We start from the raw sequence: 24,047 nt of genomic DNA on the forward strand, positions 1-24,047 counted from the left end.
TCATGTTGCTCAGTAACTGCTCCTTATCAGTTAGCATAATTATTCATAACAGAAAGCCAATTGAACTGTACTCAAAGAATTTATTAACCGATATTCCTAAGCAGAAAGCAGGAGAGCCGCTAATATTTGCAACCCGACATCGATAAGGACCATTAAATCTAAACGTTGTACTTAAATTCCGGCGGCTGAAAATGATATTATCGAAGCCTACTGTACAAGCCATCTCTTAAATATGATGTTTGGATTTACCACCGCTCACACGGACAATATTGATGTATTCGCTACCGCGATTCTGTAGTTTTAAAGCTAAGAACCAACAGTCAATACCTTAATAATTGTTCTAAATAAACCTTCGTTGCTGCTATTACACGTTCGCGCTCATAACGAGAAGCTAGATCCGCTAAGTTACTTTTAACTTTATTGAATTCCTCTGGGTTACGAATCAAGCTACGTATAATGCTAGTCAGATCGCAACTGGTTTGCTCAGGTGTTAAAAACCCATTTATTCCAGACTCTATTATAGAGGTTGTTCCAAGATTCCTAAAAGCTAACGAAGGAAGGTTCACAGACGCAGCTTCAATTATAACCATACCAAACCCTTCTCTATACGAAGGAAATACTAGAAGGTGATTTTTTGACATTATTGGCAGTGGGTCATCAAGGAATCCAAGATACGAAAAATTTCCCGGATATTTCCTAGACATTTGTTCAATTTCGTCAATGTAATATGTATTTTCTATCTTGCCAACCACTTGCAAAGCGATATTAATTCCTTCGGAGAATAGCTCTTCAAATGACCTAAACAGTTCATTTATACCTTTATCTTTTGTTACTCTACCAACGAACAGTAATCTAAATGGCTCAATAGAATTAGGAGAAGGATTATAAGTTGGCGCTAACTGGAAGGTCTTCGCGACTCCATCCAACTCAACGCCATTAATGCTACCATTGTGAATTAAATCGACCTTTTTAGAACCAGAAAGTTTCGATAATTCATCTCGTAAACTTGAGCTGACAGATAGCACGTGTGTGGATAATAAACAACGAATCCGCTCTAACGTCTTAAAAAATTTTTGAGCCGCCAAACTTTGCCTAGAATGGTGAGCAAAACCATGACAAACATAAAGCCGGACCTTAACTCTCATTAGAAAGCCCGCAATCAAACCAAGTAAACTTGCTTTAGGAGTGTTTACATGAAGTATATCTGGTTGAACCGATTGAATTATCTTGCAAAGTTCATACACGGTGCGAACGTCGTGGAGAGGAGAAAATTGCCGATTTATAAATAGAGGAATATAGTTGACCCCCTCACTCTCGATAAAAGTCGATACGTTGCTGTCGTGAGCGCAAGACACCGTTACATCAAATATATGGGACAAGCTCTTTAGTTGCTTTTCAAAAAATATTAGTGAGTCTGGCACAGTTACAAGCAACAGTAATTTCGGCTTTTTTACTTCAGGGTCACTCACTTTCATACACCTTTAATGCATGTTCAACCCGAGCTACAGTCTCACTCGACGGAGACGATGCCGTACTGCTTCGCTTCGAGTAGAGAAGATGAGTTAAACCAAATGCCGAAAAAGTATAAGTAATGACGCTATACAAAATCCAACGCATTCCAAAATAGACTCTTTTAGAATATCCAAAATACATCTTTGCGATTCTATATTTAGCATTAAAAACTCGATTAAGTTTAACTGGCTTAACGTTCCCCTCATCTCTATAGATATAAAGCGGTTTTCTTAATATTTTTATACTAAGGTCATTCGCTAAAAGCGTTCTTGTCCAAAGCTCGATATCTTGTGCACATTTAAAGGTTTCATTGTATGGATTTCTTTTGAACCACTCTATTCGCCCCATAACCGCCGCATGTGTGATACCAAATGTTCCAGTAAGAAAAGCATCATCTGGAATAACGTTTGGTGGTTTCTGTCCTTTTCTAACGCCAACCACAGAATTATCATTGTTCAATAAAATCACACCACACGATGTTAGATCAATCTTCGAGTTAAACCCCAAGACTTCTACTTGTTTTTCAAACTTTTCAGGCAGGATAATATCATCCGCGTCCATTCGTGCGTAAAAAACGCCTTTAGACATTGCGACACTTTGATTCAGTCGAGCCGCCAACCCTAGGTTTCTTCCGTCGCTAAATCGTTTTATACGCGAGTCATTAAATTTGTTAGTTAACTCCATAGAACCATCGGTAGAACCGTCGTCGATCAATAATAACTCAAAATTCTCGTAGGTTTGTGCAAGTACGCTTTCTACCGCAGCTAAAATATGCTTCCCTGGGTTATAAAATGGAATAGCGACTGTTATTAAACCAAAATCTTTCATTTAAACTACCAAACTGTAAGGAACTAAATCAGAAAAACGGTTTGTGTATAACGTCATATAAATGAGAAACACAGTACCAAATAATATATAAACAAGTAGTCGACCTCTAAAAGACGTAATAGCAGGCAAAATAATTGCCCACCCGAAAATAATGAAAACGTCTAAGTAAATAAGCAGCCGATAAAAATTAACATCAAGGGAGTAAGCGAAAACAGACAAAGCAATTGAGGATAAAACCACAAGCCCCCAGTTTAAAATGTTCAAAGTATACGGTGCAAACCTTGAGCTATATTTAAAAAGTAAAGATAAAATAGAGAGCGCGTTAATTAAATAAAAGAGAAATACAAACGTTCCGCCTTGCGCAGACCGCGTTATGTAGACAGCATATCGCGCTTCAAACGAATCAGAAAACAATAACGGTAGAAGTGTAGCGAGCATTCCAAAACCAATCACCACCACGCCAGCCGCTAAAGTTGCTCTTAGAAAAGTAAAGCGTGTTCGAAATATAATAAAAGCTAAGGCGACCACCGCAGTGCTGTGAAACAACATGGCAGCAATGCAACATACTAAATATTTCTTTATATTATTCGTCAACAGAAACGAAAATCCTAGCCAAACAAAACTCGCGGCTATACCTTGGCGTGCACCATTAAATATAAAAAAGTAAGAGCCCAATCCCAAAAAGCTAATTACGAGAAGTAAAGAGTTTGCTCCTGCGCGATTCAATCTCTTGAAAGAGAACATTATAGTAAGACAAAAAACTATAGAGCATATAAAAAGCAAAGATGTAGGTGAATCTGATATTCCAGACGCGAAAAACATCAACAGTGTAAAGCCAAGCTCTAGAGAGTAATTAAAAATAAACTCCAGCCCTGTATTTGAACTGTAGAATTGCTCATATATTCCTACATAATTACCCGTATCCGTGCCGACGTTATATGAGCGAAGACCCGGAAGAATAATTAAAAATAATGTGAGAAAAGTAAACCAAAATGTCCGAGATCCGGAGCCTCGCGAGTATTGCCAAAAGAATGCCAAAGCTGAGCAGCCTAAAAAGAAAAAAGCATAGATCATTTATTTAATTTCTTTCGAAGAATAGTTTGTATTGCTTCTCGGTGCGTTTCACACTGAGAGTAATTTAAAAATCTTTGCAATGCATTTTTTCCGTATAACATATCGAATATCTTATTTTGGGCCAATCGATTCAAACGTATTAACCAAACCGGCCAGCCAAACGCTTGACTAACGATCAAACTATGCCGTGCATATAAAAGCTGTTCAAAATCTTTATTCACTGCGTGTGGTGCATTTCTTAATCTCTCGCTTCTTTGGAAAAAACCTGACATTATTTGTCGAGCCTTATACTCTGGTGCGATACTAATTCCAAGCTCATGGGCTTCGGTCACTACGTAGTCTAATTGAATTTTTTCATCAACAATCGATACTTTTAGTAGCAGGCCTGAGTTCCACACATCACACTCATTGCGATAGCCGTACAGAAAGTTACCCTGTCCATAAACAATTCTGGCTTCACCGAAGTGCTCTTCACATCCAATACAGTGACTATGCTGGCATAAAACGACATCCGCACCAAAATCCGCTATCGCACGACAAATCTTTCTGAGCTCTGGGCTCGGAAACTGGAAATATTCCATTCCTCCATGGTAAATACATATAACAAAATCAAACTGGGCTTTTAAATCTCGGATTTGCGCTAAAGAAAAGCATGGATCAAAAATACTAGCGCCAACCTCAACACCATTCGTTTGACTGCAGTTAAACTCCCTGTCAGCTAGGGTGATTAAGGCTATCGATTTGCCATCGATAATAATCGACCTATAGTTTGGCGTATCAGTGTTAAACTCTCCTGAAGCACCAAGCGCAATACCACCTCTTTGTTTGATTTGTTCAAGGGTATCGTCGATTCCCGAAAGACCAAAGTCCATGATGTGGTTATTTGCTAAACCAAAGTGAGTAAAACCGACATTCCTAATAATCTCAAGATATGCTGGCGAATTTTTAAGGCGTGGACCAGGCTTCGAAATTGCTGTTTGGGAATCTGTAAATGGGCACTCTAAATTACAAAATGCAAAATCAGCCGCTTTTATTATTGCGGCGCATTCACCAAAAATAGCGTTTTCATCCATATTATCGAAGGACTTAGTATGCCCGAGATATGGACAGGTATCTCCAGCGATAACAATATAGGGTTCGCTACTAACTAGATCGTTCATTTACATTCAGCTCGTTACTATTTTTTTATAGGTATCTAATATTGCTTTCGCATTATGGCTTGCAGAAAACCCTCGTTTTATAATCGTCTCATGAATTTTAGGCAACGGAGGCTTTTCTTGGCGAATTAATCCAAGCAGCTGAGAAAGCCAAACATCAATAGACGCATCTTTATCAACAAACCGTACTAAACCGCATTCCATATCAACTAGCTTAGGAAATCCATTTGAAAGTAACGTAAAACAATGGCAGGCCTGGGCTTCTAGCCCAACTATGCCAAAGCCTTCGTGAATAGATGGGGAAACAAAAACATCAATTTTCTTAAAGAAGCCTGGAACGTCGTCAATGGAGCCAAGAAAAATCACAAACTCGAATACCTGTAATTCTTTTGCAAGACTCTCAAGCTCACATTTGTACGCACTATCAGCATACCTTCCGCCAATTAGCAACTTGGCATTCAAACCTTCTTGCCGCAACCGCTCAAGAAGTCGAATCGCAACATCAACTTTCTTATGGCGCACAACACGGCCTAAACTACCGAGCACAAGTTTTTGCCCCGCCTGTTTAACCATCGAACGAGCAAATCTACTTTCATTTGGAAACTTTTTTAAATCAATCGCATTATTAAATACAAAGTGTTTTTTGCTTTTCCCCGGCTTAAAGCCACCAAAAAGGCTTTTACCCGCAGAAATTGAGCAAGCAAATTTATAAGGGTTTATAAGTCGAATGAGGATTTTTTGACAAACGGCTTCTATATTATTCGCAAGCACCGATAAATGGCTTCCTCGATACACAATCACCGCGTGACTATGAACTACGACGGGGATTCTTAATAGTGCTTTACATATAAAAGCAGGAACGCCTGATTTCGCATTTAAATGAATATGCGCTACACTCGCATTATTTAATCGAGGTTTTAGCGTTCTGTACACATTTCGTATATATCGAAAATAACCATCCGCTACCGCATTTTTAAGATACAAAATCTGTACCCCGTGCGCCTCGAACAGAGCATCTAACTCACCTCGTTTATCTTCCTCATATTTATAGTTCACGACAATTTGGTGTTCGAGCGAATCATCTGAATTTGCAACTAAATCCAAGAGCATCATCTCAGTACCGCCGCGATTTAGAACATTAGTAAAGTGGATGACTTTAAGATTGTTCATTCAGGTTATACTCAAACGATTGCCATAAAATTCATCGTACTCAACCGGCCTGAAATCTGGTAAACCACTATGAGGGAAAAAGGTCATTTCACCAAAATACAGCTTCCCTGAAACTTCATAGAAATCAACACGTACATAGTCGAATGGTTTACTCAGATTCGAAGCTATCTCAATCATTTCGTTAAATAAAGCTGGTTTTTCAATCAATACGTCTGGATTGCTTTCTATATCTTTATAGAACGGCAACAGCTTAAAATCTATATCATAAAAGTTCTGAACAGGGGCTTTACCATTTCTGTCGGAATTGATTTGAACAAACTCAAACTTGCCATTAAAAAAATGCAACTTATAATCCAGTAAATTCCCACGGGTATTCTCAAGATACTCCTCAATGATAATGAAAGGCTTAAGATCTTTATATGATGATTCACGCCCTAACCAGAATATATTCGATTTCAACCAAACCCAAGTGAGTACCTTAACCCAAAACCAGTTAAGTTTACGATTCTCATTAGATTTTATGATATTCCACCCCGAACCGTGGCTTGCTTTGATCACATAACGTTTAGGGAGTTCCAGATTACGGACATCCAGAGGCTTGTCAGTTACGTAAAGGAGTTTTATAAGAATGTTTTCCAAACCTTTCTTCGACAGTGCTTCACGACATTTGTACTTACAGGCGAACTCCTTCATTAGCGAGCTCTTCTCCTTATCTAACTTAATAGCTTGAAGTTTCTCGCTAAACAACAAAGGGGCATCTAAGTTTGGTATCCTGCCGCTATATGATTTGTAAAGAGAGATGATTTTCTCTTCATCACTTAGAAATTTTAAGCTAAACCAACCTCGTATAAGCAAGTAAAGGTGCCATACAACACGTATGGCAAAGTTTTCATTTTTCAACTTTACCAACATATTTCTCATATTAGCCATGATTTAACCTTTCTAAGAATATTATGCGCCGACTCTGAAACTTTGAAAGTAATGCGTAAAAATAATTGATCATTAAATATGAATTTGTAAAAAATACGCTTTCGTATATCATTGTAGTTGAGTTTCAAATTTGCTCTTACGCGCTTATATTCAGCTACTTTAACCAGTTTTTTTGTTTTCTCTAGCGCTAAATTCCGATGAGCTCGCTTGATTCTGGAGCAAGTGCCGAACATCACACTATATTTCCATCTCAAATAGAGATTTTCTGACTCACCAGAAAGCTTTGAAGCCACAAAGTTTTCAATTAATTCTAATGCAAAAAACATATCAAGAAGCTTAGCACCATTATCAAATGTCGCACTCTTGTCATTTTGTCGATATGCAACCAATGACTGTGGAGACATAATAATTTTAAGGTTCTCTTGAGTGAAAAAATCCCAATGCGGAAAGATGTCTTGACGCGAAACATTCGGCTGAAAACGTACACCTGATTTTTTTAAAGAATCGGTATTAAAAGCTTTTATCCAGGTAAACGCTGGGCGAGCAAGAATATCTAGCGGAGAAACGCTTTTAAAGGGAGCTACATCACCATTCCAAGCATTTTCAGGTAAGTCGCTTCCATAGAATACTGTGTAGTTGAATACAAGTGCATCAACACCCAAATTATTATCAAGGGCATTCAAAATAATATTACAGAAATCTGGATGGAAAACGTCATCAGCATCAACCATCACGATGTAATCGGTGTCACACAACTCGATACTGCGATTACGAACATAACCCAAGCTTTGATTGCTGTCATTCTGCTCTAGCGTCAAATCTAAATCTCGAAACCTATCACCTACCGCACGAATTAGATCAATACTTCTATCGCTCGAACAATCGTCTATCACAACAAGCTTCGTTCGCGTTCGAATGCAACTTGGTGCCAAACTTTCTAAAGCTTCTACAACGTAGCTATCGCAATTATACGATGCAAGTGCAACTGTAAGTGTCGGCATCACAGTTTACGCTCTAAATGCTCAAACAAAACTGACCAGTTATCTCGCAATACACGGTGGCCTAATTTGGCAATATAATCATTTCTTATACGCGTGGCCGCTGAATATAGAACTTTCGGTTGCTCAATTAGCTCTGATATTTTTTCGAAAAAAGCACCTACTTCTCGGTCTACAATAAAACCATTCACACCATCTTCAACTACCATTTCTGGCCAGCCTACTCGAGTTGTAACCGTTGGAATACCCATCAAACTAGCCTCGGCGAAAAGTGATGGGCCAGCATCTGCATCAGAAGCAATTACAACAACATCCACATCAGAATAAAAATTGCGTAATTGGGTAAGCGAGCCGCTAAATTGGGTTTTTAATCTTACTTGCGGATATCGTATTCTAAGTTTCTCAATTGCAGGTTCAATTATCGTATGAAAGCCCTTAAATGCCCTGTCAGGATTACCAGTCCATCCAATCGTAAAGACCTTCCCAGCACTAGATGTGGCATCTTTAGATAATTTAGTGGTTAATGAATCAGAGCTCCAAAAATTTTCATCAAAACCCATATTGCAAAAATAAACACTATCATGAAAAGCGCTGTACTCATTCACTAGCTGCTTCGTTCCAACTATTACAGCATCAGCTTTATCCAAGTACCTCTGTCGAAATTCCTCGATTCTAGTTACCGCAGATTGAGCTGGCGGAAATCCCGTAGTGTAAATCCCAACAACAGTCAATTTACAAGGAATATCAATACTATGGTCGATAAAATAGAACCCTAAATAAATAACAACATCGAACCTCACTTTCCGGGTTGAAATTCTCTTAAGACACCGATTATATCGCGCGCTTATTGCTTTTAAGGGGTTTCGAAATCCATTCTTCGTTATTTCTTCGAGATAGGTAATAGTAACCTGATGCTCACTAGCGAAGTTAGTTTGAACATACTTTGCAATGTTATCGTAAGCCCACCCTTTTTTATCGGCAACTATCAAAATTTTCAAACTTTTCCTCGACGTACAAGATGATAAACTTCAGAAAACAGTAGCGAAAAAGAGGCCCTATCCAAGCCCCATAGTAGTAGTGTATACAACAGCATGAATGTTGTTATGATCAAGGCTGTGCTAACCACTAGGTTATCTAGACCACTAAAAATAACGTAAGGAACCGAAAATGCTATTAACGTAATAAAAGCGCTTTTAAAGAAAATAGATAACTGCTCTATTCGCCCTATCCCCATGATTTTGGCACTGTATTTTGTATTAACAAAGAAACAAGCAAAAGAAAATATCAGCTCAGACCATGCTAGAGCGATTACACCAAATTGAATAGCTATGATAGAAATTGGAAAGAAAAGAAATTTTTTGAAAACCTCAATTTCTAGAAATTCACTCCCATCGCCATGAATTTTTAGCGCGTTTAGGTTTATCGAATGTATTGGATAAAGCACTGCAGCTAAAATTAGAATTGAGAGTATCGAGCGAATTTGTGCCCAATTTTCATTAAGTACCGAAGTTAAAAGAAAAGGTAATACGAACGCTAATATTGTAAATGCTGGAACGATAATATTTACAGATAACACAAGTAGCTTACGGTACGCACTCAAGATGTCCTTCTTATCTCGATGCATACCTGAGAAGAGAGGGAAGAGTACTTGCTGTAATGTTGTAAATAGTTGACCAACAATTACATCGCGAACCCGCGTTGCTAAAAAGTATACACCAGCCAGTGATGCAGAAAGGAAAGCACTTATTAAGGGAGCATTAAATTGCTCAGTAAAAACATTTAAAAAGTTCGATATTTGAACTTTGTAACTCGTTTTGAATAGTTCAATGAACCGGACGATATTCCAACAAAAAACGGGCCTATCTAAACTAAAATAAAAACATAAAACATTATATATTAAGGCTTGGGAAATGATCTGAAATGCTATAGCCCATACGCCAAAATCGAACCAAACCGCAAGGCAAATAGCACTTGCCGCGGATGAAACGGCCGAAACTAGACCCGCTATTCCAGTTAATTTAAATTTTAAGTTTCTTTGTAAATTAGCGACTGATGAATAGCCAATAGCATTAGCAATTACGGCAACCGTAGCAACTTGAATAAGCCGGGTACCTGAAGAAACCCCAAATAGATTACTTACAGCGCCAGCCGATAAGTAGGCTACCAAGACGTAACAACATGCGATGAGAATGTTTGCAGTGAATGCTACGGAATAATCGTTAGCCTCAATCTTCTCTGATTTAATTAAGGCTACTCGCATTCCTGCATCAGAAATTATGTTACCTAAAGCAATCACTAACGAACACACCGCAATAATAGCGTATTCTTCTGGAGCAATAAGTGCTGTTAACACGAGTGTTGTGATTAACCCACTGGCGCGCCGGCCTAGTTGCTCGAAAAAGCTCCAAATGTAAGCAGCAAGTGCAGTTACTCTAAAATTCAGTTCTTTCACTAAAGATTTGACCTATCCGTTACTTTAATCAACAAGATATCGGCTCTCATTAAGACCAAGTAAAAATTCACGCTCAACTTCTAACAGCTTTTGCGAGCGTGCTTTCAATCGCTTTAAAGGGTTGCCTACGTAAACCGTAAATTTTTCACAATTCTTGGTTACTAGGCTTAAAGCTCCAATTGCCCCCCCTTCATCTATATGCACTCCCGGGAGAACAACACTACCAGAACCAATGATAACGTGCCGTCCAATACGAACCGGAGCCACTGAAACGTTTGTAAAACTGCTTGGAATAGTTGGGTTAGTAAGGTAATTGCCGGAGTAATCATCGTTACTGCTATAAATTGAAACACGCGAGGAAATGCCAGCGAAATCATCTACGGTAATCTTACCTGAACCAATTAAAAGACTAAAAACAGCTATATGAACATGAGAACCTATTGAAATACCACATTCTCCCGCTGATATCACCGTAAAGTCGTCAATTCTTGTATTGTCGCCAATCGCTATTCTAGCGCAATTGTAAAAAGATGCTTTGCTAGATATAAGTACATTCTTTCCAAGAGATTCGAAACCTAACGCCTCAAGCTCTTTCTGCGTCATGAAACTCATTTACGCATCTCCTAATTATTTCTGCTGTCCGATCGATGTCAGAATCTAGTAACTTATGGTAAAGCGGTAAACACACCACCCTGCTTGCGGTATCGCGTGAAATACCACACGAAGGGTCGGTCAATGAATCAAGGGATGTTAACGTATCTAAACTTGGAAAGAAGTATCGGCGACTAATTATATCTTCTGCTTTTAAAGCATCAATCACTCTCTTCAGTTGATTTTCAGTACTGAATAAAATGGGATAATAAGCACCGTTCCCGCTAGTGTCGGTGTTACTTTCTAGAGTATGAACACCTTCCAACCCATTGAAAACCGAATTATATCTTTCAATTATTTTTTTTCTCTTGGAAATGACTAATTCAATATCATCGAGAACACAAAGTCCCATAGCGGCTTGAAACTCATTCATCTTGGCATTAATACCGTTGCAAGAGATGACATCTTGGCTCTGGATACCGAAGTTGGTCAAAAGCTTCGCTCGTTCTAGATCTTCTTTTCGTTTAAATATAATTGCACCGCCTTCAATTGTATGAAAAACCTTTGTGGCATGAAAACTTAACGTGGCTGCATCGCCCCAACTCAATAAACTCTCACCTTTATAATTAACACCAAATGCATGTGCTGCATCATAAATGACTTTTACACCGTTCTTATCTGCAAGCTCGGCTATTCTTTCTACGTTGCAGGGGTTGCCATAAACATGCACAGGAACAATTGCCGTTGTATTGGCCGTCATGGCAGATTGGATCTTTTCAGGATCAAGACATAAGGTATTTGGATTTATGTCAACAAAAACAGGTTCAATTCCTTCCCACTTAAGTGAGCTCGAGGTAGCCACAAATGTAAAAGGTGTGGTGATCGCTTCTGCCGGTTTCCCGTTGACTGGTTCATGAATACCAAGCGCTCGATAAGCAATTTGCAGCGCTAATGTGCCATTTGAAACCAACAATAAGTTTTCAACACCAAGATATTCTTCCAGCCGCTTTGTCAACTCTTGAACTAGCGGTCCATTATTCGTAAGCCATTGACGCTCATAGATGCCATCAATATATTTATCGAGCTTTTCACGACTAGGTAAATAAGGTTTTGTTACAGGTATCATTATTTATTGGCCTTATGAGCGCTGCTTTAGGCTCAAGATGTATTGACCATAACCATTCTTCGCAAGGTCTTGACCTGCTTGCTGCAATTCTTCCCAGCTAAGCCACCCCTGCAAATAGCCTATTTCTTCTAAACATGCGACCTTGTAACCTTGACGCTTCTCAATTGTTTCTACGAACTGAGCAGCTTCAAGTAAGCTCTCATGTGTGCCAGTATCCAACCAAGCAAACCCGCGTCCTAAAACTTCGACATTTAAGTCACCACGATCTAAGTAAGCTTGGTTAACACAGGTTATTTCTAGCTCACCTCTATCAGATGGTTTCACATTTTTAGCAATTTCGACAACGTCATTGTCGTAAAAATAGAGCCCGGTCACGGCGTAGTTAGATTTTGGATTATCTGGTTTTTCTTCAATAGAGATAGCGCGATAATTTTCATCAAACTCAACCACACCAAATCGCTCTGGATCTTTGACTTGATAGCCAAAAACCGTCGCACCGCTTACTTGCTGTGCAGCGTGTTTTAGCTTTGGGCTAAATCCTTGACCATAGAAAATATTGTCTCCAAGCACTAAACAAACGCTATCATCACCAATGAATTCTTCGCCAATAATGAACGCTTGCGCTAAACCATCAGGGCTTGGTTGTTCTGCATAGGAAAGCTGAATACCAAATTGCGAACCATTACCGAGAAGCTTCTTAAAATTAGGTAAATCTTCAGGTGTCGAAATAATCAATATTTCATGAATACCCGCAAGCATAAGCACCGATAACGGGTAATAGATCATCGGTTTATCGTAGATCGGGAGTAGCTGCTTCGACACGCCCATAGTAATCGGATAAAGGCGTGTACCTGAGCCACCCGCCAAGACGATTCCTTTCATACACTTTCTCCAGATAAGGCACCTAAACGTTCACGTTGGTAGCTACCGTCTTGTACGTGCTGACACCATTCTTGATTGGCAAGATACCATTCAACGGTCTTCCGAATACCGGATTCAAACGTTTCTTCTGGCGTCCAATTCAATTCGTTTTGGATCTTCGACGCATCAATGGCATAACGCAGATCATGCCCTGGGCGATCTGTTACGAAGGTAATCAGGTCTTCATAGGCATTAACGCCACTTGGTTTATCGGGCACCAATTCTTCGAGTAAGCTACAAATGGTGCGTACAACCTCGATGTTCTGCTTTTCGTTGTGACCGCCAATATTGTAGGTTTCGCCCACTTGCCCCTCGGTAATTACCTTGTAAAGCGCTCGCGCATGGTCTTCGACAAATAGCCAATCGCGTACTTGATCGCCCTTGCCATAAACCGGCAACGGTTTGCCATCAAGTGCGTTGAGTATCATTAACGGGATTAATTTCTCAGGGAAGTGATACGGTCCATAGTTGTTTGAGCAGTTCGTCACAAGCGTAGGTAAGCCGTAGGTTCGCTGCCACGCTCTGACTAAGTGATCAGAGCTCGCTTTGCTCGCTGAATAAGGTGAACTTGGGGCGTAGGGTGTGGTTTCGGTAAACAGCGCAGCGGTATCATCGAGATCACCGTAGACTTCATCGGTGGAAATATGGTGAAAACGGAAATTAGCTTTACGTTGCTCATCGAGCTGCGCCCAATATTTTCGCGCAACTTCTAGCAATGTGTAGGTACCGATGATATTCGTCTCGATAAACGCAGCAGGGCCATCAATAGACCGGTCCACGTGGCTTTCTGCGGCCAAATGCATCACTGCATCGGGTTGATGCTCGTTAAACACACGCTCAAGTGCAACAGTATCGCAAATATCGACTTCTTCAAATGCGTATCGTTCAGAAGTCGCAACAGCCTTCAGGCTTTCAAGATTACCTGCGTAGGTTAGTTTGTCGACGTTGACGACCGCGTCATTTGTTTCATCAATGATATGACGTACAACCGCAGAGCCAATAAACCCTGCTCCACCCGTAATTAAAATCTTCATAGTTATCAGTTACTACTTAATTGATGGGGTAATATTTTCGACATACCAAGGCATGGCTTCATAAATACCTTGAACAATACGGTGTGTAGGTACAAAACCAAGTTTGCTTTTGGCTTTAGAAATATCAGCCTGCGAATGACGAACATCACCAGGTCGAAAATCTCGATAGACAGGTTCGTCGTTATACTGAACACCATTATCTTTAAGCGCATCTTTAATACCAGCAAACAGCTCGTTCAACGTCGTACGGTCACCCAACGCCATGTTGTAGATTTCGTCTTTAGCTGCGTCATCGGCTGTCGCAGCAAGAAGGTTCAGTTGCACTGCATTCGCCACAAAAGAGAAGTCCCGACTGGTCTCGCCATCACCATTAATAAACACGGGTTCACCTTTGATCATAGCCGCAGTCCATTTAGGAATAACTGCTGCGTATGCACCGTCAGGGTTCTGGCGCGGACCAAACACATTGAAGTAACGTAAACCAATGGTTTTAAAGCCGTAGACACGCGCAAATACACTCGCATAAAGCTCGTTTACATATTTTGTCACTGCGTAAGGTGATAGCGGGTTACCAATGTTTTCCTCGACTTTAGGCAGCGCTGGATGGTCGCCATATGTGGAGCTGCTTGCAGCGTAGGTGAAGCTCTCAACGCAAGCATTCCTTGCTGCAACCAACATATTCAAAAAGCCATCGATATTGCTTTTATTGGTATTAATAGGGTCATCGATGGAGCGTGGTACTGAACCTAGCGCAGCTTGGTGCAATACATAATTAACGTCACCAGCTGTCGCATGTTTCATCACCGACTTGCAGGTGTCTAGGTCGCAAATATCACCTTCAACAAACTGGAAGCGCTGCCATTGGGCTTCGGAAACGATGCCTTGAACTTCATCAAGGTTACGCTGAAAGCCGGTGGAAAAGTTATCTAATCCCACCACGTGCTGATCAAGCTTTAACAAGATCTCAAGCAAATTCGACCCAATAAAGCCGGAAACGCCGGTTACCAGCCATACTTTTGGCGATGACTTCAATTGACTTTGAATTTCTTCGTATTTGATCATATGAACTTATTTTGAGGTTATTTGACTTTGTTTGTCGATATTTGATGTTTTTTGACTGTATTTTAAGGGCGAATCCTAAAGCCTGATATCAGCAACACCAGCATCAACAATGTATTTTAGGTCATAAATGACATGGTCACTTTTCGCGAGTCCTTTCATTCCCTCAATACCCATTTGTTTGAATTGGTTGTGCGCTACCGCCACCACCACGCCATCGTAGGCTGCTTTTTGCGGCTTTGCTACAGGTGTAACACCATATTCATGTTGCGCCTCTTCGGCATCCACCCAAGGGTCATACACATCCACTTCAACGCCGTACTCTTTCAGTTCATCAATAATATCGACAACTTTGGTGTTACGAATGTCCGGGCAGTTCTCTTTAAAGGTAAGGCCCATAATCAGTACGCGTGCGCCTTTTACTGTAATGCCCTTCTGCAATAAGGCTTTCACGAACTCTGAGGCGACATAACGGCTCATATTGTCGTTAATACGACGTCCTGCCAGAATCATTTCAGGGTGATAGCCAATGGATTCTGCTTTATGGGTCAGGTAGTAAGGGTCCACGCCAATACAGTGGCCACCAACAAGGCCTGGGCGGAACGGTAAGAAGTTCCATTTGGTGCCAGCCGCTTTTAATACCGCTTCGGTATCAATGCCCATGCGGTTGAAAATCATTGCCAGCTCGTTAATCAAGGCAATGTTCACGTCGCGTTGGGTGTTTTCGATGACTTTTGCGGCTTCAGCTACTTTAATGCTTTCGGCTTTATGGGTGCCCGCGGTAATGATTGATCCATAGAGGCTATCAACAAAATCAGCGACTTCAGGCGTTGAGCCAGAGGTTACTTTTAAAATAGTGGTGACACGGTGCTCTTTATCGCCTGGGTTAATGCGCTCTGGGCTATAGCCCGCAAAAAAGTCTTGGTTGAAAGTTAGGCCTGAGACTTTTTCGAGTACGGGTACGCAGTCTTCTTCGGTTGCACCGGGGTAGACAGTGGATTCGTAAATGACAATGTCACCCTTTTTCAGGGTTTTGCCGATGGTTTCCGACGCTTTGATCAGCGGCGTTAAATCGGGCTGCTTGAATCTGTTGATCGGCGTTGGCACGGTGACGATATAGATGTTGGCGGCATGCAGATCATGTGTGTCTGCGCTGTAGCTTAGCTTATCCGCTTGTGCCAGCTCTTCAGGCTCGACTTCTAGCGTGTGGTCGTGGCCACCTTGCAGTTCGTTAACGCGCTTTTGGTTAATATCGAAGCCGATGGTTGGGTATTTTTTGCCAAATTCAACGGCCAATGGCAGGCCAACATAGCCGAGTCCAATCACGGCGATCTTAACGTTGTTCAAATCCATGAGGGTACTTCTCTAAAGGTTGGAATTTATAAAGCGATTAAAATAATGAATTGTGTTCACCCAGCGCGATTGTAGGAGTTTTTATGGTGCGCTGGGGTTGGAGATATTTCTATCGGATCATCGGTGTTGGTTACAGCCGACGATCAAGCGTCGAATGGGTGTTGGACCCGTACCAAGGGTACGGGCTACCGTTAGGCGTTGTCGGATTTGTACGAGTATCCGTAGCTGTAACCGTAACCATAGCCGTAATACCCACTGGCACGGCGCTCAACACCATTCAGAATCACACCACGAATATCGACGCCATTCTGCGCAAAACGCTTCACAGTGGCTTCTACTTCTTTCGCTGGGGTATCGCCAAAGCGTGCGACAAGTAATGATGTACCGGCATAACGGCCAACGATAGCGGCGTCTGTAACTGCCAGAATCGGTGGCGTATCAATCAATACGTAGTCGTAGTATTCATTCAGTTTGCCGAGCATTTTTTCCATGCGCGGGTGCATCAACAATTCCGACGGGTTCGGTGCAGCTGTACCACGTGGAATAAAGTGCAGGTTCGGTACTTTGGTTTTCTGAATAATGGTCGACAGGTTGTTTTTGTCAACGACGCCGCCGTCATGGGTTTTATCCACGCTAGCCAAAAAGTCTGATAAGCCGTAATTGTTCTCACCACCTAACTGGGCGTGCATGTAGCCACGGCGAATATCGCCGTCAATCACTAAAACTTTTTGTCCAGCTTGCGCAAGAACTGCGGCAAAGTTAGCGGTTACGAAACTTTTACCAACACCCGGCGACGGGCCAGAAATCATAATGACTTTGTTCTGCGCTTCTAACATCGCGAAGTGCAAGCTAGTCCGCAGGCCGCGTAAGGCTTCAATGGCAAGGTCGGCTGGGTCTTCCAGTGCCAAGAACGGAATATCACGGGTTGTGCCGTTCTTGCTCATCATTTTGGCAAGCTTATTGTTCATGTCCTCTTGCACTGGTGACAACGGCACCGATGCATACACGTTAATGCCAATCTCTTCGAGCTGCTCTGGTGACTCAATGCCGCGATTGAGTGCTGCCATCAAGAATACATAGCCGACGCTCACCATGCCACCTAGCATGGTCGCTAGCACCACAATTAGGCTTTTCTTCGGTGCCACAGCACCAGGATTGGTTACGGCTTCGTCAAGAATACGTACGTTCCCCACGGTACCGGCTTTCAGTACGTTGAGCTCTTGCATACGATTCAACAACTGTACGTAAATCTCTTGCGAAACTTCCACGTCACGCGCTAAGCGCAAAACTTCTTGCTGAGTTTCGGGCAAGTCGCCAACTTGCGCGTTGATTTGCTCTTGCTCTTGCAACAACTGCGCTTTTTGCTCAAGTAACGACTGGTAGGTCGGGTGCTCGCGGGTATACAACCGCGAGAGTTCTTTCTCTTTTAATTCCAGTTCATTCAGGCGCTTTTCGATTTCGACCACGCGTTCCAATAACGATGCGGTTTCGATAGACAAATCCACGGACTGGCTCTGCAAACGATAGCTATTGAGCTTGTCTTCGGCCTGCGTCAAATTCTGTCGCACGCTAGGCAACTCACGTTCAATAAATTGCAAGCTGTTCTCGGCTTCGGCGGCGTTACGACGAATATTTTGCAGCATGTATTCCTGCGCAATCGCCTGAAGCACTCGTTGCGCATGGGCGCGGTCAGAGTGTTGAATGCTGGCTGACAAAATACCGGTTTGCTTGCCACGCTCGCTGACCGACAAAGACCCTTGCACGCTACGAATCACACCTAAGCGATTGGCTTTCACCAGGGTAAATTCATGAGTATCCGTTAAAACTGCATCGGCAATATTTAAACTAAAACCATTCTCAGACGCCAGACTGCCGACTGTGCCAGTGAGTACTTGCTCACCTTCTGGACCAAAGAGTTCATAGGCTGTGCCGTTCTCGGCGAACTCTAGGCTAAGCTCCAAGCCCTCATATTCACGCGGTACTGTAAACTGGCTCAGCACAACTTCGTCGTTACCCGCACTGCGACGCGCTAACCAACCGCCAATCACCGGCATGTAATTCGGAGTGACTTTATTCGTCAACTGTAACTGCTCAACCACCGAGCCAATCACCATACGCGACTTCATAATTTCGATTTCGGTAGCGGCTTCGCTGTCGCTGGTAAACATTTCGCCGAACTCTTCGCCTAACGCAGGTAAGCCGCTCGATTTCTTCTCGACCTGTAACAAGGCATCGGCTTGGTAAATCGGCGTCGAGAGCACGGCGTACAATACGCCGAACACCATAAACACGAATGTGACACCGATGATCAGCCAGCGCTTGTCGATCAACAAGCCAAACAGGCGGCCGAGATCGATCTCGTCGCTGTCGCGCTCGTTGCGGATGGGAGGAGTTGGCGTGTTCACAGTTTGCTTTTCCATTCGTTACAGCTCTTCTCGATGAGTTCAAAAACGTGTTGATAGACTTCGTCGCTACGGCGATACGGGTCCGGAATTTCTTTACCTTGTTGGCTGGCACCTGAAGTGGCCTCGAGCCAGTGTCCAAGCAGCATGGTCTTCGCCATGGCTTCGGGGTAACGCTTGCCGATGTACTGGCGGTGCTCTTGTTCCATTACCAAGATTAAATCGTGCTGGTTTATCAGTTCGCGCGTCAGTTGCTGCGCCTCGTGGCTGCCGAATTCATAGCCGTTTTGCTTGGCGACCTGACGCGCTTTGGCGTCCATGTCCCAACCCTTCTTGGTACCGCTGACGGCATCGTCTTTCACCATAGCGGTAATGCCTGCGCTGTCGATCTGCTTGTCAGGCAGCGCTTGTTGCAGCAGGAATTTGGCTGTGGGGCTGCGGCAGATGTTGCCTAGGCAGACGATGAGGATTCTGTTAAACATGATTTCGGGATTCGGGATTCGGGTTTCGGGTTTCGGGTTTCGGGTTTCGGGTTTCGGGTTTCGTGCGCTACGCTGTTCGTCGTTCGATCGGTAACATGATCAGCGGCGAACACCCCGAACAGCGCAGCGGACGAATACCGCAATTAGTTGCTTATGTCATCCGAAAAACGGCCGATGCTGTAGAGGCCGGTGATCGACGGCAACAACTGGTTGATCACGCGGTTCCAGCGACTGATAGGCGCGGCGGTGACGTAAACGATATCGCGTTGCTGTAGCTCGAACTGCTCGGCCATCACCAGCGCAATGGCGTTATCAGCGTTCAGGCGGTACACCTGGGCGATTTTGCCTGAATCTGGCTCGGCTTCGCGAATCACGAAAATGCCTGAGGCATCGGCGGTTGCTTCAAACAGACCACCGGCGTCAGCTAGGGCTTCGGCTAGGGTAATGCCGCTTTGGCCAATCATATATGATTTTGGCTGCCGTACTTCGCCGAGCACGAACACTTTGTTATCGTCGTTACGCGCCACGTGCAATACGTCGTTCGGTTGCAGCAAGATGTTCTGGTCGGTGTTGCCCGACTGATACAGCTCGCGCATGTTGAAGGTTTGCGTAGTGTCGCCACGGGTCAGGGTCACGCGGTTCCAGTTGGCGGCTTCGTGCATGCCGCCAGCGGCGTTCACGGCCTCAATCAAGGTCATGGGTACGTTGGTCACCGGCACTGTGCCCGGCTGCTGCACCGCGCCCGTTACGTACACGCGCTGGCTACGGAAGGCCGCAACGGTCACGTCGACTTGCGGGCTTTCGATGTACTTGGCTAAGCGCTTGGTGATTTCGTCACGGATTTGCGTCACGCGCTTCCCGGCAACTTCGACGGTGCCGATGTACGGGTAGAAAATGGTGCCATCGCTGTGCACCCAGTTACCGGCCTCTTCGGCGCTCCGCATGGAACCGGCTGGAATGGTCAGCTCTGGGTGGTTCCACACGGTCACGTTAAGAATGTCGCCACGGCCGACAATGTAGTCGTAGCTGTTGCGCGCTTGCTCAAGCGCGCTGTTGAATTCTGGCTTGGTCGGCGCGGTTTGCAGCTCGGCCAACAGCATCGGCGAGATATTGTACACGTCGACCAGCTTCATCAGCTCAGCTTCGCTGAACTCTTGCTCGTAGGCGTTGCGGTTGTCGTCGCTAAATAAGCCGCCGCTGCTGTCGTCTGGAATGTGGCCGCCAGGGGCTAAGGCACAGCCACCTAGAGTGAGTGCCAGCAGTGCGACTGCGGTCAATTTGGTGTGCATGTTGTTCATGTTGTTGTTCCCCACTTAATCCTTGCCAACCGCGAAGCCACGCGCTTCGGTGGTGTCGTACAGGTTTACGCTTCGGTTCAGCATCTGCCCGCCGTCGCGAGTGATTGGATTCCAGCCGATGGTGCCGCGCGACAAGGTGTTGCGCACAAAGAACAAATCGAATGGAATGCTGATGTAGAAGCCTTTGGTAAAGCCGCCCTCGCCGTACTCCTCGCGAGAAACGTTGGTAAATGCGGCGTAAGCGCCTGCGCGCACGCCGGAATCAAATTGATGCGAGACGTCCACTTGTACGCCTTCGTCGCCAGCTAAGAAGCGCCCAGCTTGTAACTTGATCAGGGTGTCCGGTATCAGTTTCGGCTGCCAGTACAGGCTGGCATGGCCGGTGAACACGTCATAATCTTCAAAGCTGAAACTGTTGTCTGGGTCGCGTTGCTGTACATAGTTCAGGTCAAAACCGACCGCCCAGCGTGAATTCAATGGGCGGTAGAGGATTTCGCCGCCGACGCCACCAAACATACGCTCAAGGTAACCGCCATAGAGGCTGTAATACCAGTTGGTGTCGGCTTGGTCGATGTAGGTTAGCTGGGCGTTTTGCAACCACAGGTCTTGGTTGTCAGCGTATTCACGAATACGGGTACGCACGCGCGGCAATGGGTTGTTCTGGCCATCGATGAGGAAATTGAACTCATCGTAGTTGTTGATGACGTTCAGGCCAACGGTGCCGTTCAGTTTCAGCTTGTTGGAGAAGTTGTAGTGGCCGTTGGCCATGAGTGCAAGTTGGTAGATATAGAAGTTTTCGGCGCCGCCGAAGGCTTGGGACAGCGACGGTGTGAGGCTGTAGCCCGTACTTCTAGTACGGGTCACGCATGCATTCGACGCTTGATTGTCGTCGCACCATTGGTTTTGTCCGGTCGTTGGACCCTTAGTAGAACTACGGGCTACGTCGTTCGGGGTGTTGTATGCGCGATCGGTGGTGCGGTACACATTGCTAAGGGTGATGGCGTCATCTTCTTCGCGGTAGAAGCGTTCGGCGCGGGCGGCGGACTTGTAGTACGGCGCGTTGATATTGTACTGCACGATGTCGACGCCATCATTGGTTTCGGCAATCGCGTAGCGCTGGATGTTCTCGGGCAGCTCATTACTTAAAATGCGCGCGGCCTTCTCGACCGCCTCTTCGCGGTCGCGATAGCGCGTTTGCTCGGCGTACAAGGTGACTTCTTGCTCATTTGCCTGTACTTGCTTGACGCGGAAGCCGGTCTCATTCAGCAAGTCTTGGCTTAAGCGCTGTAAGTCAACATCGTTGAAATTGCTGGCGGTGCTATAGCGCGCGTCTCTTAATGGCGGCTCGGTTTTCACCTGATACGCGGTGGCAAGGTTATAGCGGAAGCTAAAGCCAAAGGTCATGGTGTTGCCGCGCTGATAACCCAGCTTCAAATTCAAGAAATCGTTGAGCTCGTACTCGGCACCGAAGTTCCAGAAGCTGTCTTGCACAATAACCCGCGGATTTTCTGGGTCAATCGGATTCGGATTGCGCTCGCGACTGTAATCGTTCGGGTCGTATTCGGCTTTGATGCGCAGGCCATCGAGTGGCGTTTGCCATTCAATACCGCCAAAGGTTGCTGCAGGGCCTTTGAACATTTTGTCCCATTCGACGTCACCGCCACCTGGAGTGCTGCCACGCTTACGTATACAGAACTCGTCGGTGATTTCGCAGAACGGGTTGTAGGCGTTATCGCGTACGCCCAAATAGCCAAAGCCGAGGCCTAAATGGAAGTCGAAGGTGCCTAAGTGTTCCGTGGTCAATGCTTTGCTGGCGACAAAGTACTCACCACCGAACAATCCGGTACCGCCTAAGTCTCTTAATCCTACCGCGACTTCGGGTAGCCACTGCGATTCCTGATACAGCCGAAATTTTAAGTCGAAGCCTTTATCTTTGAGCGTCTGGTCGCCACTGAATTCGTCAACGTCACTGTAAAAGTTATAGCGCAAATCGGTATAACGCGCGGTGGCTTCGAGCCAGTCGAAGACCTGCAAAGTGACGCTGGTGCGACGGTAGTCGTCGGTATCGGAATAACCTATAGTGATGTGCCCTTCGCTATTCATCCGTGCGGTCGGCGTTTGCAATAAGCCGACGCCACCGAAATCGCTGGTGGTGTACGGGTCGGGATCGTAGGCTTGTTGGGCGTTGGCTTGTACGCTAAAGCCTGCGCTGGCGAGCGCGGCCGTGATGGCGAGGGCTAACTGCTTTGGTTTAAGCAAAGGTTTAATCATTGCTGCGTCCCTGCCTGTTGCTCGGCTTGCGCGGCTTGCGAATAATCCCAGTGCTGCAAAAACATCGCCAGCTGGCTGTTGATGCTGCGAAACCCTGGCGGCAACAAGTCTTGCTGAATGCCGGTAAAGACAATGCCCGGTTGACCGTCGGCCAGCTGCTCGTTGGGGAATAACTGACGGATATCGCCATTCGGTTGAATCAACCAACGCTCGCTTTGCGCGGCGTCGAGGTTACTCACGCCCACTTCACTGCTCTGTTCTGCGGCGACTACGATTTGATACTCAGCCTCGGCGTCGTAGCCATTCAGCATCGGATTCTGTTCCAAGGTCAAACGCATCTGTGCCGGGTCAATGCCGTGTACGTAACTGGCGCGCAGCGGCCACTGCTGAAATTGTTGCACCAACTGGTCGGCGGCGTTGGCCAGCTCGGTGTGTTGGTCATGGCGATAAGTTTCGCCGAGCATGCGTAGGTGTTTGAGCATACCGGCATGGCGCTTGGCAAAGCGCTCATCGAGCTTGTCGCTATGAATGCGTAGGCCTGGCCAATAGCTATCGGGGTAGAATTCTTGCGCCATCGCTTCAACAAATTGGCGCAAGCGCGGTGCTTGGCCATTGTTGAGCGTTTGCACGGGTAGATTCAAGCGCGTGGGTTCTGGCGCGGTTGACGGTGGATTCGGCTGCGCTAGGTTCACCATTTCCAGTTCGACATAACCCAGTGCCGGGCTGACCCACTGGCGACTGCTGATCACATACTTGCCGTCGCTGCTGAGGCGATAGCTATTATTGAATTCGTAGGTTGCTCGTGGCTCACCTGCGACAGATTCTGTCGCAAGCCCGGTTTCGCTGATATCACGGCCGTTGCGCGTCAAAGTCGATTGCAATTGTAATCTGACGATTTCGTGCTGAGGCTTGAGCGGGGTCGAATTGCGAACGGGGCGTTCAATTTGGATGCTGCGTTGCCATTGGCTGTCGCACTTACGTTGCTGATCACCTTGCTGATGCAGATGACAAGCGAGTGGGTCATTGCTGAGATTGTCGGTGTGCACGCGGTTTTCACCGACGAGGCGACTCGTTCGAATCACCCGCCCCTGCCATAAGGTCAGGGCTTCACTACCTGCCGACACCCAATACTGCCCGTGGGGCTCGGTGGCGGCGAGACCAAGAATGGTCCGTGGCGCATCGCCAATTTGCACATAGCTGACCGGATAAGGTACCTGCTGCAAAGTGGCTAAATCTGGGGCTTCGGCGGCGTCAGCAAACAAAAACTGCAACGACTCGGTCGCTGCAGTTGTTCTTGAATCTTCTTGTGAGCTGAAGACCGAACAGCCCGACAGCCCGAGCAGGGCTGCCGTTACTACCAATCCACGCATTGGCTTGCGTGTCACTCGG

Annotated in this window: 20 protein-coding genes; all 20 read right to left on the reverse strand. The window is 45.0% G+C overall.

The genetic code is table 11. The features are described 5' to 3' along the window. Positions 1-320: 320 nt before the first annotated feature. Positions 321-1,469, reverse strand: a complete 1,149-nt coding sequence (locus ACJ8W9_RS06325; RefSeq protein WP_411360668.1) for a glycosyltransferase — start codon at positions 1,467-1,469, stop codon at positions 321-323. Then, complete coding sequence (locus ACJ8W9_RS06330; protein WP_411360669.1) at positions 1,462-2,340, reverse strand: glycosyltransferase family 2 protein; 879 nt, start codon at positions 2,338-2,340, stop codon at positions 1,462-1,464. Before ACJ8W9_RS06330 ends, ACJ8W9_RS06325 begins: the two co-directional genes overlap by 8 nt. After that, complete coding sequence (locus tag ACJ8W9_RS06335; protein WP_411360670.1) at positions 2,341-3,414, reverse strand: EpsG family protein; 1,074 nt, start codon at positions 3,412-3,414, stop codon at positions 2,341-2,343. After that, positions 3,411-4,574 carry a CapA family protein gene (locus tag ACJ8W9_RS06340; RefSeq protein ID WP_411360671.1) on the reverse strand — a complete coding sequence of 388 codons (1,164 nt, stop codon included), beginning with the start codon at positions 4,572-4,574 and terminating at the stop codon, positions 3,411-3,413. The genes ACJ8W9_RS06335 and ACJ8W9_RS06340 overlap by 4 nt, the downstream gene beginning before the upstream one ends. Before the next feature lie 6 nt (positions 4,575-4,580). Continuing rightward, the gene (locus tag ACJ8W9_RS06345) at positions 4,581-5,741 is read right to left on the reverse strand and encodes a glycosyltransferase (protein ID WP_411360672.1); all 1,161 of its coding nucleotides are present in this window, start codon (positions 5,739-5,741) and stop codon (positions 4,581-4,583) included. Continuing rightward, a complete protein-coding gene (locus ACJ8W9_RS06350; RefSeq protein ID WP_411360673.1) occupies positions 5,742-6,671 on the reverse strand; it encodes an ATP-grasp fold amidoligase family protein in 930 nt (309 codons plus the stop codon). It abuts the gene before it with no gap. Next, on the reverse strand, positions 6,659-7,672 hold the full coding sequence (locus ACJ8W9_RS06355) for a glycosyltransferase family 2 protein (protein ID WP_411360945.1): 1,014 nt from the start codon (positions 7,670-7,672) through the stop codon (positions 6,659-6,661). The genes ACJ8W9_RS06350 and ACJ8W9_RS06355 overlap by 13 nt, the downstream gene beginning before the upstream one ends. After that, positions 7,672-8,667, reverse strand: a complete 996-nt coding sequence (locus ACJ8W9_RS06360) for a glycosyltransferase (protein ID WP_411360674.1) — start codon at positions 8,665-8,667, stop codon at positions 7,672-7,674. Before ACJ8W9_RS06360 ends, ACJ8W9_RS06355 begins: the two co-directional genes overlap by 1 nt. Then, positions 8,664-10,121 (reverse strand): oligosaccharide flippase family protein, encoded by a 1,458-nt coding sequence (locus ACJ8W9_RS06365; RefSeq protein ID WP_411360675.1) that lies wholly within the window; start codon positions 10,119-10,121, stop codon positions 8,664-8,666. Before ACJ8W9_RS06365 ends, ACJ8W9_RS06360 begins: the two co-directional genes overlap by 4 nt. 24 nt (positions 10,122-10,145) lie before the next feature. After that, positions 10,146-10,733, reverse strand: coding sequence for an acyltransferase (locus tag ACJ8W9_RS06370; RefSeq protein ID WP_411360676.1), 588 nt, complete (start codon positions 10,731-10,733; stop codon positions 10,146-10,148). After that, positions 10,705-11,838 carry a DegT/DnrJ/EryC1/StrS family aminotransferase gene (locus tag ACJ8W9_RS06375; protein WP_411360677.1) on the reverse strand — a complete coding sequence of 378 codons (1,134 nt, stop codon included), beginning with the start codon at positions 11,836-11,838 and terminating at the stop codon, positions 10,705-10,707. Before ACJ8W9_RS06375 ends, ACJ8W9_RS06370 begins: the two co-directional genes overlap by 29 nt. 12 nt (positions 11,839-11,850) lie before the next feature. Continuing rightward, positions 11,851-12,720, reverse strand: a complete 870-nt coding sequence (gene rfbA, locus ACJ8W9_RS06380; protein ID WP_411360678.1) for a glucose-1-phosphate thymidylyltransferase RfbA — start codon at positions 12,718-12,720, stop codon at positions 11,851-11,853. Then, positions 12,717-13,793 carry a dTDP-glucose 4,6-dehydratase gene (gene rffG, locus ACJ8W9_RS06385; RefSeq protein WP_411360679.1) on the reverse strand — a complete coding sequence of 359 codons (1,077 nt, stop codon included), beginning with the start codon at positions 13,791-13,793 and terminating at the stop codon, positions 12,717-12,719. Before rffG ends, rfbA begins: the two co-directional genes overlap by 4 nt. Before the next feature lie 12 nt (positions 13,794-13,805). Next, positions 13,806-14,855, reverse strand: coding sequence for an NAD-dependent epimerase/dehydratase family protein (locus ACJ8W9_RS06390; RefSeq protein WP_411360680.1), 1,050 nt, complete (start codon positions 14,853-14,855; stop codon positions 13,806-13,808). Between the two features lie 75 nt (positions 14,856-14,930). Beyond that, positions 14,931-16,205 (reverse strand): Vi polysaccharide biosynthesis UDP-N-acetylglucosamine C-6 dehydrogenase TviB, encoded by a 1,275-nt coding sequence (gene tviB, locus ACJ8W9_RS06395; protein ID WP_411360681.1) that lies wholly within the window; start codon positions 16,203-16,205, stop codon positions 14,931-14,933. 191 nt (positions 16,206-16,396) lie between these two features. Then, positions 16,397-18,625, reverse strand: coding sequence for a polysaccharide biosynthesis tyrosine autokinase (locus ACJ8W9_RS06400; protein WP_411360682.1), 2,229 nt, complete (start codon positions 18,623-18,625; stop codon positions 16,397-16,399). Next, on the reverse strand, positions 18,607-19,089 hold the full coding sequence (locus ACJ8W9_RS06405) for a low molecular weight protein-tyrosine-phosphatase (protein WP_411360683.1): 483 nt from the start codon (positions 19,087-19,089) through the stop codon (positions 18,607-18,609). Before ACJ8W9_RS06405 ends, ACJ8W9_RS06400 begins: the two co-directional genes overlap by 19 nt. Before the next feature lie 143 nt (positions 19,090-19,232). Next, positions 19,233-20,387 (reverse strand): polysaccharide export protein, encoded by a 1,155-nt coding sequence (locus ACJ8W9_RS06410; RefSeq protein WP_411360684.1) that lies wholly within the window; start codon positions 20,385-20,387, stop codon positions 19,233-19,235. Between the two features lie 15 nt (positions 20,388-20,402). Beyond that, on the reverse strand, positions 20,403-22,658 hold the full coding sequence (locus ACJ8W9_RS06415) for a YjbH domain-containing protein (protein WP_411360685.1): 2,256 nt from the start codon (positions 22,656-22,658) through the stop codon (positions 20,403-20,405). Then, positions 22,655-24,028, reverse strand: a complete 1,374-nt coding sequence (locus ACJ8W9_RS06420; RefSeq protein WP_411360686.1) for a YjbF family lipoprotein — start codon at positions 24,026-24,028, stop codon at positions 22,655-22,657. The genes ACJ8W9_RS06415 and ACJ8W9_RS06420 overlap by 4 nt, the downstream gene beginning before the upstream one ends. Positions 24,029-24,047 lie beyond the last annotated feature (19 nt).

The organism is Pseudidiomarina salilacus (assembly GCF_047323925.1).
Taxonomy (GTDB): domain Bacteria; phylum Pseudomonadota; class Gammaproteobacteria; order Enterobacterales; family Alteromonadaceae; genus Pseudidiomarina; species Pseudidiomarina salilacus.

Excerpts from the sequence above, each read along its gene's own strand:
- ACJ8W9_RS06330 (WP_411360669.1), bottom strand. The coding sequence starts at position 2,340 with ATGAAAGATTTTGGTTTAATAACAGTCGCTATTCCATTTTATAACCCA.
- ACJ8W9_RS06335 (WP_411360670.1), bottom strand. The coding sequence starts at position 3,414 with ATGATCTATGCTTTTTTCTTTTTAGGCTGCTCAGCTTTGGCATTCTTT.
- ACJ8W9_RS06340 (WP_411360671.1), bottom strand. The coding sequence starts at position 4,574 with ATGAACGATCTAGTTAGTAGCGAACCCTATATTGTTATCGCTGGAGAT.
- ACJ8W9_RS06345 (WP_411360672.1), bottom strand. The coding sequence starts at position 5,741 with ATGAACAATCTTAAAGTCATCCACTTTACTAATGTTCTAAATCGCGGC.
- ACJ8W9_RS06350 (WP_411360673.1), bottom strand. The coding sequence starts at position 6,671 with ATGGCTAATATGAGAAATATGTTGGTAAAGTTGAAAAATGAAAACTTT.
- ACJ8W9_RS06355 (WP_411360945.1), bottom strand. The coding sequence starts at position 7,672 with ATGCCGACACTTACAGTTGCACTTGCATCGTATAATTGCGATAGCTAC.
- ACJ8W9_RS06370 (WP_411360676.1), bottom strand. The coding sequence starts at position 10,733 with ATGAGTTTCATGACGCAGAAAGAGCTTGAGGCGTTAGGTTTCGAATCT.
- ACJ8W9_RS06375 (WP_411360677.1), bottom strand. The coding sequence starts at position 11,838 with ATGATACCTGTAACAAAACCTTATTTACCTAGTCGTGAAAAGCTCGAT.
- rfbA (WP_411360678.1), bottom strand. The coding sequence starts at position 12,720 with ATGAAAGGAATCGTCTTGGCGGGTGGCTCAGGTACACGCCTTTATCCG.
- rffG (WP_411360679.1), bottom strand. The coding sequence starts at position 13,793 with ATGAAGATTTTAATTACGGGTGGAGCAGGGTTTATTGGCTCTGCGGTT.
- ACJ8W9_RS06390 (WP_411360680.1), bottom strand. The coding sequence starts at position 14,855 with ATGATCAAATACGAAGAAATTCAAAGTCAATTGAAGTCATCGCCAAAA.
- tviB (WP_411360681.1), bottom strand. The coding sequence starts at position 16,205 with ATGGATTTGAACAACGTTAAGATCGCCGTGATTGGACTCGGCTATGTT.
- ACJ8W9_RS06400 (WP_411360682.1), bottom strand. The coding sequence starts at position 18,625 with ATGGAAAAGCAAACTGTGAACACGCCAACTCCTCCCATCCGCAACGAG.
- ACJ8W9_RS06405 (WP_411360683.1), bottom strand. The coding sequence starts at position 19,089 with ATGTTTAACAGAATCCTCATCGTCTGCCTAGGCAACATCTGCCGCAGC.
- ACJ8W9_RS06410 (WP_411360684.1), bottom strand. The coding sequence starts at position 20,387 with ATGAACAACATGCACACCAAATTGACCGCAGTCGCACTGCTGGCACTC.
- ACJ8W9_RS06415 (WP_411360685.1), bottom strand. The coding sequence starts at position 22,658 with ATGATTAAACCTTTGCTTAAACCAAAGCAGTTAGCCCTCGCCATCACG.
- ACJ8W9_RS06420 (WP_411360686.1), bottom strand. The coding sequence starts at position 24,028 with ATGCGTGGATTGGTAGTAACGGCAGCCCTGCTCGGGCTGTCGGGCTGT.